Raw genomic sequence first — 12261 nt, 5'->3', positions numbered from 1 at the left:
TATGCTGCTATCACTAATTGTCTTTACACCGCTTTTGGCAATCCTGATCCTGACGTTTGTGCCGCGGCACAAGGGAGACTTGATCAAGAAAGTTGGCGTGCTGGGAACACTGCCGCCGCTCCTCCTGTCTCTTCTCCTGTTTGTATCCTTTAACTACGAGTTGTCCGGATTGCAATTTGCTGAGAAGGCAAAATGGATTTCAATCCCTGTCGGCACGTTGCAATCAGGTGCGATCTTCTCTTTTGACCTGGGCTATGAGATGGGCGTGGACGGGATTTCCATGCCGCTGATCGTGCTCACCGCGATTATTGCCACACTGGCAGCCGTCGCATCGTGGAACCAAAAGAAACGGTTGAAAGAATACTTTATCTTGTTCCACTTGCTCTTGATCGGCATGCTCGGCGTATTCGCTTCGCAGAACCTGTTTCTGTTCTTTATCTTCTTCGAGCTGACACTGATCCCGACGTATTTCCTGATCGGGATCTGGGGGTACGGAGAGCGTGAAAAGGCAGCCAACAAGTTCCTGCTGTACAACGGGATTGGCTCCGGGGTTATGCTGATTGCATTTATCGTCTTGTTCATGTATTTGAACACGATGAATATGGAGGCGATCGCCAATCTGCTGGGATCAGTCAATCATCCGGCAGCTCTGGCGCTGACACCGGCGCTTCGCTTTGGTTTGTTTTTGGCCATCTTTATCGCATTCGCCGTCAAGCTTCCCGTCTTTCCGTTCCACACCTGGATGCTGAAGGTACACGTACAGGCACCGCCTGCCATCGTGATGCTCCACTCCGGTATCCTGCTGAAAATGGGTGCGTACGGACTGCTGCGAATGGGGATCGGCTTTTTCCCGGAACAGGCTTACCAGTTTGCGACCTGGATGGCGGTTCTGGGGTTGATCAACCTGCTGTACGGAGCGCTTCTCGCCTTTGTCCAAAAGGATCTGAAGATGGTGATGGCATACTCCAGTATCAGCCATATGGGGATCGTCCTCCTGGGATTTGCCGCGATGAATACGATCGGGTTCCAGGGAGCGATGTTCCAGGTGGTATCGCACGGTTTCATCTCCGCTCTGCTGTTCTTCCTGATCGGGATGATCTGGGAGAGAACACAGACTTCGATGATCGACGAGATGGGCGGACTAGCCAAAGTTATGCCGTTCGCAAGCGGAATCATGCTGGCCGGGGCGATGGCTTCACTGGGATTGCCGGGTATGTCCGGCTTTATCAGCGAATTCTTTGCTTTCCTTGGTTTGTTTGGAAAGATGCCCGTACTCGCTGCGATTGGGGCGATCGGTATCGTCCTGACTGCCGCATACCTCTTGCGCGCTATACTTCGGACTACGTTTGGGCCTACTCCTGACCGCTTTACGGGGGTGGCCGACGCACAGCCGATGGAGGTAATTCCACTGGTGGTGCTGCTCGGATTTATCATCCTGATCGGGGTTTATCCGGCTGTATTGGCAAATCCGCTGCAGCAGACTTTGAAAACAATCGTCCCTATTGTCACGGGAATAGGAGGGTAATCCATGGACGTTAAAGATATCTTCTCGTATAACTGGATGTACCTTCTGCCCGAGTTTATCATTTTGGGATTTGCTACCGGACTGTCACTGCTTGATCTGTTTGCCGGAAAGCGTTTGGGCAAAGCAGTCATCGGCTGGCTGAGCCTGGCGGGAGTTGTCCTGGCTGGAATTTTCGTCTTTGTCAATATCGGCTCGCTTGCCGAACCGTATGCGTATATGGCGGATACGATCCGCATTGACAACTATGGCAATGCCTTCAAGCTGCTTTTCCTCGGTGGCGTTGCGTTCGCCATTCTGCTGTCCGTCTGTTATCTGAAACAGGGAGAGGTAAAGCACGGCGGCGAGTACTACTACCTGCTGCTGTCCGGCCTTTTGGGCGCGATGGTGATGGCATCCTCCGCGGATCTGATCACGATGTTTGTGGGACTCGAATTGCTGTCGCTGTCCTCTTATGTCCTGGTTGGTTTGCGGAAAAAGTCATTGCAATCCAACGAATCTTCATTTAAATACGTCGTCTCTGGAGCGATCTCTACGGCAGTGACGCTTTTCGGGATGTCGTACATCTACGGTTTGACCGGAACGACCAACATTTATGAGATTTCCGGGCGTCTGGCACAAGCTGCTGCGTCAGGCTATGAATTCCTGATCTACGCTGCGTTTGCTTTCCTGGCGGCGGGGCTTGCCTTTAAAATCTCGGCAGCACCTAACCATATGTGGGCCCCGGATGTGTATCAGGGGGCAGCGACACCAGTCACGGCATTCCTGGCTGTCGTGTCCAAAGCCGCCGGTTTTGCTCTGGTGTTCCGCTTATTGATGATCTGCTTCTTCCAGGTTCAGTCCGATACGCGCTTCTTCTTCGAGCAGGGCGCGCTATACCTGGCGTTTATCGCCGGTGCATCCATGATCATCGGGAACACGATGGCGCTGCGCCAGACGAATGTAAAGCGCCTGATGGCATACTCCGGTATTGCCCAGGCTGGATATCTGCTGGTGCCGTTCGCACCGCCGACCATCCTGTTTTTCGGTGAAGTGACGTTCTTCCTGTTTGCATATGTATTGGCCAGCTTTGGAGCCTTCGCTGTCATCATGATCGTCGGGCGCGATCAGCAAACGGATGATTTGAAAGGCTTCGCCGGTCTGTACCATCGCTCGCCGCTGATGGCGATCTCGATGAGCATCTTCCTGCTGTCGCTCGCCGGAATTCCGGTGACGGCCGGTTTCTTCGGGAAGTTCTACATCTTTATGGGCGCGATTGCCCAGGGAAGCTACTGGCTGGCGGCGATTATGATCGCGACCAGTGTCGTTTCCTACTACTACTACTTCGGTTTCATCCGGCAGATGTACATGCGTCCGGGAACCACAGAAGCTGCATTGAGGGTACCTAAAACCATCGGGGCCCTGGTCCTGGTTTTGGCGGCGGCAACTGTGCTGTTCGGGGCATTCCCGGGCCTCGTGACCGATTATGTGCAAACCTATCTCAATCCTGGCTTTAACTTTGGTGACATGTTGCCACCGAACTTTCAATGAAATACAGGCAGAGATCAGGTACAATAAAGGGGACGGCTTCCAGGCCGCCCTCTTTTTGCTGTGAAAAACGTCCCTGATCATCGGAGAATCGAAATCTCTCGGCGTTTTTTATACAAGGGATGTGGCTGCTTGCGGTATCCTATAACGGACAAAACTGTTTGAGTTGCTTACAAGTTGGACTGATCTACCGATACATACGATAGAGGAGTGAAAAGAAGTGTCCCAATCTGTATACGGACTGATCAATATCACCGTCTGCATCGTCCTGATCGGGATAAGCTGGTGGGCTTTGCAGGCATTCCGTTTTGACCTCTTTTTGAAAAGCCCGAACAGTGCAAGAGCCAAGCTGTTGCAAATCATCCTGTCGATCATTCTTGGCTATCAGATCGCCAGCTTTTTCATGAATTATCTCGGCTGGTCCCTCATCTTTGGGCAGATTTTCTCCTGATCACAGGATTCACAGATTCTACTGGTATATCCCTCCAGTTTTACGTGCAAACTGAGAAGTACAGAGAGAGGCGCGTAAAAAGGGAGACGGATAAACATGGGGAAACGGACAGTTTGGGGAACACTGCTGCTTGTGGTTGCACTGGGGACGGCGTGGTTCATGCCGGCAGAAGCGAAGCCAGGAGTGCAGACAGAGCGGCCGGCCGCACGTTTGGTTGAAGCGATAGAAGGCTCCGGAGCCGAAGGAGTCAGTGTGGAAGTGCGCACCCGCATTTCGCTGGGGGAGCTCTCCACGCCTGAAGAGGTAAAAGAATTGGCATCCTTATGGGCAAAGCGGTTGGGTTTCGCGCTCTCCGAAGCGTCCTGGGTTCCAGCTCGCGACCTCTATCAGTATCAAATCCTGTCATCCCCGCACGGGGTCGAGCTCGACTTTCAGGTAACAGGCGTGTCTCATGGAAATGGAATTGACACATATCTAGTACTGTCCATAAAAGGAAATCGTAATTCTCTACCATATGTTGATTTGATACAGAAGAGCCATGAACAAGCCTTCAGACAAGCCGGTTTGGTTCCGCAATTTAGCACTTGTATTCGCGGAATGTACAATGGTAAACTGAGTGTTGATCAACAGGAGGGTAGAATTTTGTCGATATTTAGCGCGCTCCATGCAAAAGAAGTGGAACGGATGCAGGATGAAACGGTGGTCAGCATTTCCGGCTTTACGCCTGAGTGGAAACCGTTTCTATCGCTAAACGGACAAGCAAAGATGAACCTGCAGATCGCCACACACCGGGATGATGAAGCCGGTACGTGGATCACGGCAGGCATGCCGATTATAACAGCGGAATATTAGCACGCGGAGGGGTACACATTGGATAAAATTATTGTCCGCGGCGGTAAGGCATTGGCAGGGAATGTAAAAGTATCCGGTGCCAAAAATGCCGTACTCCCTATTATTGCAGCAGCAATCCTGGCAGAAGAGGGAGCCAACGTCATCCATGACGTTCCCGCTTTGGAAGATGTCCGGATTATCTGTGACCTATTGAAATCACTGGGGATTACCCTTACATACGATAATGAAGTGCTGACGGTTCAAGCTGCGCAAGTGACGAGTGTGGAAGCCTCCTACGAGCTGGTGCGAAAGATGCGCGCTTCTTTCCTGGTCATGGGTCCGCTTTTGGCCCGCGAAGGAAAGGCGAGAGTCGCTCTCCCGGGAGGGTGCGCGATCGGAACCAGACCGATCGATCAGCATCTCAAGGGCTTTGAAGCCATGGGAGCCCAGATCAAGATCGGACAAGGGTTTATCGAAGCCAGCGTAGATGGGCGTTTGAAGGGTGCCAAAATCTATTTGGATATCGCCAGCGTAGGTGCGACTGAAAACATTATGATGGCAGCCGCTCTGGCAGAAGGCACAACCGTGATTGAAAACGCAGCAGAGGAACCGGAAATCGTCGATCTGGCCAACTTCCTCAACGGAATGGGAGCCAAAATTCGCGGGGCCGGTACCGGATCGATCCGTATCGAAGGCGTAGACCGGTTAAAGGGCTGCACCCACTGCGTTATCCCGGACCGGATTGAAGCTGGCACCTTTATGGTAGCGGCGGCAATCACGGGCGGCGACGTGTTTGTGGAAAACGCCATTTGCGATCACTTGAAGTCGGTAACGGCCAAGCTGAGAGAGATGGGCGTGGAGGTAGACGAGCAGGAGAACGGCATTCGCGTCAAAAGAAGCAATCCGCTGAAGGCTGTAGACGTCAAAACACTGCCTTACCCTGGATTTCCGACGGACATGCAGTCTCAGATGATGGCGCTTCTGCTGGCTTCTGAAGGGACCAGCATCGTGACCGAGACCGTGTTTGAAAACCGCTTTATGCATGTGGAAGAGTTCTGCCGGATGAATGCCAACATCAAGATCGAGGGACGCAGTGCCATCGTCGAGGGCGGCGCCAAGCTGACAGGATGCAAAGTAGCAGCAACAGACCTGCGCGCAGGCGCAGCGCTGATATTGGCCGGGCTGGTAGCTGATGGCGAAACAGAAGTAGGCAACCTGCATCACATCGACCGGGGCTATGTGCGTTTCACAGAAAAGCTGCGCGGTTTGGGTGCCCAGATTGAACGGGTTTCACCGGTGATCGAAGTGGAAGCTGATCCGGGCGAGCAAGTGAAAGTCGAACCGATCAAAGTTCAGTTTTCCCCCAACTTTGCGTAATCGTTACCAATCCATACAAGCTAACAGAGAAGAGACTTCCTCACAGAGGAAGTCTTTTTTGTTTTTTTGTACTTTCGGAAAGTTTCATTTCCCTAAAGCGGCTTTCGCTATTTGACATGGCGATAAGCCAAGTTTTTCTAATCTTCCATCTCTCTTATTCTCTCGTTCTACCTGCGCATGCCTGTACATAGACTGAAATAGTCCAGCACATGAGGGGAGGAACTGTCGCATGAAACGTTACCTGGTGATGTGGTTCATCGGCTTGCCGATACTGCTCGTTATGCTGCCTGCTGCGCTGGTCTATCTGTTCTCGTCACCGTCCGGAAGCGATGGACATCTTCAAGCAACGACTCCGACAAATCCGGCTGTTCATTCATCATCGGTTGAGGTTAAAGTGTACCGGAACGAGAAAAAAACGGTCGAGACCCTGCCCCTGGAGCAGTACATTGAAGGGGTGGTCGCAGCAGAGATGCCGGCAGAATTTGAGCTGGAGGCGTTGAAAGCACAGGCGATGGCGGCGCGCACCTACATCATTCGCCGGCTGAATGCCCAATCGTTTGAAGATGTGCCTGAGGGCGGACAAGTTACCGATACAGTCAAGCATCAGGCCTATTTGGATGAGGAGCAGCGACGAGCCAGCTGGAAGGAACAATTCGAGTGGAAAAACAGCCGAATCCGGCAAGCCGTCCAAGCGACAGCCGGAGTGGTGCTGACCTATGAAGGACAGCCCATTGACGCTACGTTTTTTTCTACCAGCAACGGCTTCACCGAAAACGCCAACGAGTATTTCGAGACATCCGTTCCGTATCTGAAAAGTGTAGCCAGCCCCTGGGATATCCAGTCACCACGGTACGAGAATACAGTGAAAATCGGCTTAGCCGACTTCGAGCAGCGTCTGGGCGTCAAGCTGGCGAAGGAAGTCTCTACCGGGTCAGGCGGCTGGTATCAAATCGTCGAAAGAACGACAGGCAATCGGGTCGGGAAAATCAATATCGGCGGAAAAGAGTTTAGCGGCAGAGCGTTCCGTGAGAAGCTGGGGCTTCATTCGTCTGCCTTTTCCCTAGAGCTGCTCGGCAACGAGGTACTCATCACCACCAAAGGCTACGGACACGGCGTCGGCATGAGCCAGTGGGGGGCCAACGGAATGGCCAAAACAGGGAAGTCTGCGGAGCAGATTGTAAAATACTTTTATCAGGGCGTCGCTCTGGAAAATTGTGATCTCATCCTGAAGGGCAAACTTTCAGCAAATTTTTAAGTTTCCCCTCTCTCTCAGGTTTATCCGCCAAAAAACTGGCGATACTGAGTGATGAGGTGATGAATAAAATGGAAGATCAAAAAAATCAAAATCAACCGATTCCATTCAAAAAGGCAAGTTCCTGGAAAAACGTGTTGGGTAAAAAATGGGCATTTCCTGCAATCTACATCGGAACCGCAGCAATCATTCTCGCTTTTGTGATGTGGTATCAGAGCGGCGTGACAAACGTAGTCCCGGGCCAAAAAGGCACGGACGGCGTCGCCATCACCACGCCTAAGGACGGAGCGGGCAATCCATCCGCCACTCCGGGAGAGAATGGCGCTGTACCGGTGGCAGGTTCCGTCCAACCGCTGGCATGGCCCATTGCCCAAGGTGTGAAGTACGAAAAGGGAATGCACTTCTTCGATGATCAGGCAACCAAGGAAGAACAACAAAAAGCGCTCGTCAAGTATCAGGATACCTTCATGCCGCACACGGGTATCGACCTGAAGGCGACAGATGGCAAAAGCTTTGATGTGACGGCCGCGCTCCCGGGCAAAGTGACGAAGGTGGAAAATGATCCGCTCGTCGGCCAGCTGGTTGAGATTGAGCATGCGGACAAGATGGTAACCGTCTATCAAAGTATGGACAAGGTAACCGTGAAGCCAGGCGAAGAAGTAACCCAAGGACAGGTGCTGGGAACTGCCGGCCGCAATGTGTATGAAAAAGATGCCGGCATTCATCTCCACTTTGAGGTGCGGGTAGACGGTAAGGCTGTCGATCCGGAACAATACCTGCTCCAGTCGGAAATGCACGATCAGTAAGCCGCCATTTGCCTGAGTGAAAAACTTGCCCATAAACCTGCAGAGATCAGTACTCTGCAGGTCTTTTTTTTGCCTCCGAAATGTGCGATGTGTACATGCTGCCTAAAAAAGATGTGGTCGTGCTGGCTTGTCAGGCTTGGAAACGTAGAATATGTGTCCGCACCTACCCATATATTGTAACAGACAATGTTGAAACAGGGAGGCGAGTAGCGTGCACGATTACATCAAGGAGCGAACCATAAAGATCGGCCGGTATATTGTAGAGACGCGAAATACGGTTCGCATGATCGCCAAAGAATTCGGTGTTTCCAAAAGCACGGTACACAAGGATCTGACAGAACGACTGCCTGAGATAAATCCGGAGTTGGCGAACCAGGTAAAGGAGATTTTGGAGTATCACAAGGCGATCCGGCATCTGCGCGGCGGGGAGGCAACCAAGATCAAGTACAAGAGAAGAAGCAAGAAAGCACGAGTAGAACAGGAGGAAAGCGTGTAAAAAAATTTCAAATTGCAAACAAATATTTCCTAAGTCTATAAGAATTTCCTTGTCCTCTCACGTGGAACAGCCTATGATAAGGGATAGATATGTAACTGGTACAGGGAGGACCTTTTCATGTTTGGCAAAGATATCGGAATCGACCTTGGTACAGCAAATGTCCTGGTTTTTATTAAAGGCCGAGGCATCGTATTGGATGAACCTTCAGTTGTTGCAATTGACAGCCACACCAAGAAAGTGTTGGCTGTAGGAAATGAGGCGCACCGGATGGTGGGGCGCACGCCAGGAAATATCGTAGCGATTCGACCTTTGCGTGACGGGGTAATTGCTGATTTCGATATTACAGAGGCTATGCTGAAACACTTTTTGGCCAAAGTTAGCGGAAGAAACATGTTTGCACGCCCGCGCATCCTGATCTGTTGTCCGACGAATATCACCTCAGTCGAGCAGAAAGCCATTCGAGAAGCAGCAGAACGCAGCGGCGGCGCACGAGAAGTATTCATTGAAGAAGAACCGAAGGTAGCTGCTGTTGGCGCAGGTATGGAGATTTTCCAGCCTTCCGGCAATATGGTAGTGGATATCGGCGGTGGAACAACCGACGTAGCGGTCCTGTCCATGGGTGATATCGTCACGTCTTCCTCTATTAAGGTAGCGGGCGACAAATTTGACATGGCTATCATGAGATACATAAAAACCAAATATAAACTGCTGATCGGGGAACGTACGTCTGAAGATATCAAAGTACAAATCGGTACGGTTTCCGGCGGACGCCAGGATGAAATGGATATTCGCGGCAGGGATATGGTAAGCGGTTTGCCTCAAACCATTACCATCCGGTCCCACGAAGTCCAGGAAGCCCTGGCTGAGTCGGTTGGTGCGATTGTACAAGCATCAAAATCTGTTTTGGAGCGAACACCTCCGGAGCTTTCTGCCGATATAATTGATAAGGGAGTTTTCCTGACAGGAGGCGGCGCACTTCTGCACGGGTTTGACCAGTTGCTCGCAGACGAGCTGAAGGTACCGGTACTGGTTGCCGAAGATCCGATGATGTGCGTGGCCAAAGGAACAGGCATGATGCTGGATTATCTGGACAAAGTGCCAACGTATCGGAAAAGAAAGTTTTTCGGGAGGTAATGCCGCGTGATCAGAGGCTTGTACACAGCCACATCGGGCATGTTATCTTTGCAGAGAAAGCAGGATTCACTAACGAATAACCTGGCGAACATCAACACGCCAGGGTACAAACAGGATGTCGGAGTAATGCGTTCTTTCCCAGAGCAACTGCTGGCTCGCATCCGGGACCAGGAAGGGCCGGATATCCAGGGGTTGCCGCAAATGGGTGGACAAGCTGCCCTCATCGGTCGTTTGCATACGGGTGTCTATATGTCGGAGGCGCTCCCTGTTTTTCGCCAGGGGGATATCGCTGAGACGCATGATCCCTATGATGTCGCCCTTCTCGATAACATCCAGCCGGATGAGGAAGGAAATGAGCGACGTCTGTTTTTTGGCGTAGCCAGATTGAATGACCCGGCCAACGATACCGCAGAGCCGGAGCAGCTGCGCTACACGCGCAACGGCAACTGGAGCGTCAATGCGGACGGCTATTTGGTAACGCCAGACGGGTATTATGTGCTGAATGCGCAAAACCAAGCGATCCGTGTTAATGATCCGGATTTGCCGGAAAACAATGCGGGCCACACACTTGAAATCAACCAAGATGGCTCAATGACTTACCTGCGGGATGGCGAACGGGTGGCACTTGGTGATCAACCACTGGGCATCAAGATGATTACCAATCCCCAGCAACTGGTTAGAGAAGGGACCAACATCTTTCGCTATGAGGGCGACGTGGAACCGGTCAATGTGACAGAGGACCCGGAAAACGTGGGCTTCTACGGTGTCAAACAGGGCTGGCTGGAGCGCTCCAACGTCGATCCATCCCAGACGATGACGGATATGTTGACGGTCCTGCGGGCGTACGAGGCCAACCAGCGCATCATTACCACCCTGGACGGCACACTGGAAAAAGCAGCCAATGAAATTGGGCGTGTAAACGGGTAAAATAGGAGGAAGAACGCATGCAATCGCTAAACATCTCCACGGCAGCTCTGCGCAGCGTTCAGCAGGCGCTGGATAATACTGCCAATAACCTGGCAAACGTCGATACCGTTGGATTCAAACGGCGTTCGGCCTCGTTTTCCGAATTGCTTACGGATTCCATGAACGAGCAGGCCTCCGTAGACAGCCAGCAGCGCAATTCGCCAGCGGGCCTGCGGATTGGCAGCGGCGTGAGACTGGGCTTGACCAAGCTGGACGTAACCACAGGAAGCATGAAGGTAACCGATGTTCCTACAGATCTGATGATCGAAGGGGATGGTTATTTTCTGGTCTCGCATCTGTTTCGTAACGCAGATGGAGAGTTGGACGACGAGTACCGTCTGACCAGAAGCGGAGATTTCGAGCTGAGCGAGCTGGCTGATCTGCCGGGCTTTGCATTGGTGACGCCATCGGGAGAATACCTGGTTGATGAAAACGGCAATCGCATCACATTTGAAAATGCCGGAGAGCTGACGATTACCCCGGAAGGTGTCGTCATGATGGATGGCAACGAAGTCGCACAGCTGCGTCTGTATAAAGTGGACAACCCTGACCAGCTGCAGCAGATCGGCAATAATCAGCTCCTGGCCCCAACGCTGGATGACCAGAAAGCTCCCGATTTCATGCCATTTGCAGAAGGACGGATTCGTCAAGGCGCTTTGGAAACATCAAATGTGAATGTTCAGGAAGAAATGTCCCAGCTGCTTGCTATTCAACGGGCTTATCAACTCAATTCCCGCGCGATAGGCATCACGGATCAAATGATGGGAATTGCGAATTCGCTGAGATCGAGGTAAGATTCTTGGCATGTCGGAGGAAAAGCGAATGGATCAAGGAAAGGGGAAACGCTCCCCGCGTGACGTTCAGGGAGCAGAGCAGAGAGAAAGGAAGCCAGTTGGCAGGGCTTGGCAGTTCAGGCTGGCCAAGCTGTTGATCATCCCGTTTCTGCTGTTTTTCTCGCTGATCATCGGCCTTGTCATCGGCTACAGTGTAGTCGGGCACAAGCCGGCGTCTGAAGTCTTTGATATCCATACATATAAGCATATGTATGATTTGATGTTCTCTGGTACCTAGATGACAAACCCCAACCGTTGGTGGTCTGGGGCTTTTTTCTTTGAAAAAACGCCCCCTCGAGCAGGATTCGAAACCTCCAACGGTTTTTCGTACAAATGACTGGATCGCTTGTGGTTTGGAAAAACGGGTGTGCCCGATTTTGCAGGGACTTGTTGTGCCCTTTGTCCAAAGAGTATAATGGAACAGTGGTTAAAGGGAGTGACGATTTGATCCGGAGGGATATCCGTGAATCTGCCAAATGCGCTTACCGTTTTTCGCATCGTTCTCATCCCTTTGTATTTGTACGTGTTTTTTCAGCCGTTTCCGTACCACGTTGAGATTGCCCTCGGCATCCTGATCGTGGCGGGTCTGACTGATATTGCAGACGGATACATCGCTCGAAAGCACAAGCTTGTGACAACGTTTGGCACCATGATGGATCCGCTTGCTGACAAGCTGATGATGATGGCAGTCATTGCCTCATTATTTTTGACAGAGCGTATAAGTGTTTGGGCCACTCTCTTTTTCTTTGCCCGGGACGCTGGAATGATTGCCGTATCGGCAGTTTTTCATCTCCGCGGGAAAAAGACGGTGCCGGCAAATGCTTTTGGGAAAATAACGACGGTCTTGTTTTACATCGCGTTTCCGATGGTGATGTTCAGATACCAGTATGGCGAGATGATTTTATGGAGCGTCATCCTGTTCTCTTTCGTGACCACGGCTATTTACCTGGTTAAGTTTCGTCTGATGAATCGCGTGTACTGATACAAAAAAGGGATGTGTGAAAAGAGCACTTCCGCGCTTTGTGCAGGAAGTGCCCCTCTATTTTAACCCCGATCTTTCCAGGTG

The 12261-nt window shown here is 51.6% G+C and carries 13 protein-coding genes; all 13 read left to right on the top strand.

What is annotated here, in order from left to right; translation table 11 throughout:
* The first annotated feature begins 1 nt into the window (after position 1).
* The 13 genes from NDK47_RS25360 to NDK47_RS25300 all read left to right on the top strand — a co-directional run bounded on the left by NDK47_RS25360 (position 2) and on the right by NDK47_RS25300 (position 12177).
* Positions 2-1525: a complex I subunit 4 family protein gene (locus tag NDK47_RS25360; protein ID WP_251876374.1), complete on the top strand. Its 1524-nt coding sequence runs from the start codon at positions 2-4 to the stop codon at positions 1523-1525.
* A 3-nt stretch (positions 1526-1528) separates the two neighbouring features.
* A complete protein-coding gene (nuoN, locus tag NDK47_RS25355) occupies positions 1529-3052 on the top strand; it encodes an NADH-quinone oxidoreductase subunit NuoN (RefSeq protein WP_251872480.1) in 1524 nt (507 codons plus the stop codon).
* A 217-nt stretch (positions 3053-3269) separates the two neighbouring features.
* Positions 3270-3500 (top strand): DUF1146 family protein, encoded by a 231-nt coding sequence (locus NDK47_RS25350; protein WP_251872479.1) that lies wholly within the window; start codon positions 3270-3272, stop codon positions 3498-3500.
* A 96-nt stretch (positions 3501-3596) separates the two neighbouring features.
* Positions 3597-4352: a YwmB family TATA-box binding protein gene (locus NDK47_RS25345; RefSeq protein ID WP_251872478.1), complete on the top strand. Its 756-nt coding sequence runs from the start codon at positions 3597-3599 to the stop codon at positions 4350-4352.
* Positions 4353-4370: 18 nt separating this feature from the next.
* Positions 4371-5708: a UDP-N-acetylglucosamine 1-carboxyvinyltransferase gene (murA, locus tag NDK47_RS25340; protein WP_251872477.1), complete on the top strand. Its 1338-nt coding sequence runs from the start codon at positions 4371-4373 to the stop codon at positions 5706-5708.
* 229 nt (positions 5709-5937) lie between these two features.
* The gene (gene spoIID / locus NDK47_RS25335; protein WP_251872476.1) at positions 5938-6963 is read left to right on the top strand and encodes a stage II sporulation protein D; all 1026 of its coding nucleotides are present in this window, start codon (positions 5938-5940) and stop codon (positions 6961-6963) included.
* Positions 6964-7031: 68 nt separating this feature from the next.
* A complete protein-coding gene (locus NDK47_RS25330) occupies positions 7032-7766 on the top strand; it encodes a M23 family metallopeptidase (RefSeq protein ID WP_251872475.1) in 735 nt (244 codons plus the stop codon).
* Between the two features lie 211 nt (positions 7767-7977).
* On the top strand, positions 7978-8262 hold the full coding sequence (gene spoIIID, locus NDK47_RS25325) for a sporulation transcriptional regulator SpoIIID (RefSeq protein WP_198827778.1): 285 nt from the start codon (positions 7978-7980) through the stop codon (positions 8260-8262).
* 117 nt (positions 8263-8379) lie between these two features.
* Positions 8380-9396: a rod shape-determining protein gene (gene mreB, locus NDK47_RS25320; RefSeq protein ID WP_251872474.1), complete on the top strand. Its 1017-nt coding sequence runs from the start codon at positions 8380-8382 to the stop codon at positions 9394-9396.
* A 6-nt stretch (positions 9397-9402) separates the two neighbouring features.
* Entirely contained in the window at positions 9403-10323 is a 921-nt protein-coding gene (locus NDK47_RS25315; RefSeq protein WP_251872473.1) for a flagellar hook-basal body protein, read from the top strand.
* A gap of 17 nt (positions 10324-10340) precedes the next feature.
* Positions 10341-11156: a flagellar hook-basal body protein gene (locus NDK47_RS25310; RefSeq protein WP_251872472.1), complete on the top strand. Its 816-nt coding sequence runs from the start codon at positions 10341-10343 to the stop codon at positions 11154-11156.
* 28 nt (positions 11157-11184) lie between these two features.
* Positions 11185-11433, top strand: a complete 249-nt coding sequence (locus tag NDK47_RS25305) for a DNA-directed RNA polymerase subunit beta (RefSeq protein ID WP_251872471.1) — start codon at positions 11185-11187, stop codon at positions 11431-11433.
* Between the two features lie 225 nt (positions 11434-11658).
* Positions 11659-12177, top strand: a complete 519-nt coding sequence (locus tag NDK47_RS25300) for a CDP-alcohol phosphatidyltransferase family protein (RefSeq protein WP_251872470.1) — start codon at positions 11659-11661, stop codon at positions 12175-12177.
* Positions 12178-12261 lie beyond the last annotated feature (84 nt).

The organism is Brevibacillus ruminantium (assembly GCF_023746555.1).
Classification (GTDB): domain Bacteria; phylum Bacillota; class Bacilli; order Brevibacillales; family Brevibacillaceae; genus Brevibacillus; species Brevibacillus ruminantium.
Note: the sequence above shows the minus strand (reverse complement) of the source record. Positions and strands in the feature narration are given on the sequence as shown.

What these genes read in the sequence shown, in the direction of transcription:
- NDK47_RS25360 (WP_251876374.1), top strand. Translation starts at nt 2, where the DNA reads ATGCTGCTATCACTAATTGTCTTTACACCGCTTTTGGCAATCCTGATC.
- NDK47_RS25305 (WP_251872471.1), top strand. Translation starts at nt 11,185, where the DNA reads ATGGATCAAGGAAAGGGGAAACGCTCCCCGCGTGACGTTCAGGGAGCA.
- NDK47_RS25330 (WP_251872475.1), top strand. Translation starts at nt 7,032, where the DNA reads ATGGAAGATCAAAAAAATCAAAATCAACCGATTCCATTCAAAAAGGCA.
- NDK47_RS25310 (WP_251872472.1), top strand. Translation starts at nt 10,341, where the DNA reads ATGCAATCGCTAAACATCTCCACGGCAGCTCTGCGCAGCGTTCAGCAG.
- nuoN (WP_251872480.1), top strand. Translation starts at nt 1,529, where the DNA reads ATGGACGTTAAAGATATCTTCTCGTATAACTGGATGTACCTTCTGCCC.
- spoIID (WP_251872476.1), top strand. Translation starts at nt 5,938, where the DNA reads ATGAAACGTTACCTGGTGATGTGGTTCATCGGCTTGCCGATACTGCTC.
- NDK47_RS25345 (WP_251872478.1), top strand. Translation starts at nt 3,597, where the DNA reads ATGGGGAAACGGACAGTTTGGGGAACACTGCTGCTTGTGGTTGCACTG.
- mreB (WP_251872474.1), top strand. Translation starts at nt 8,380, where the DNA reads ATGTTTGGCAAAGATATCGGAATCGACCTTGGTACAGCAAATGTCCTG.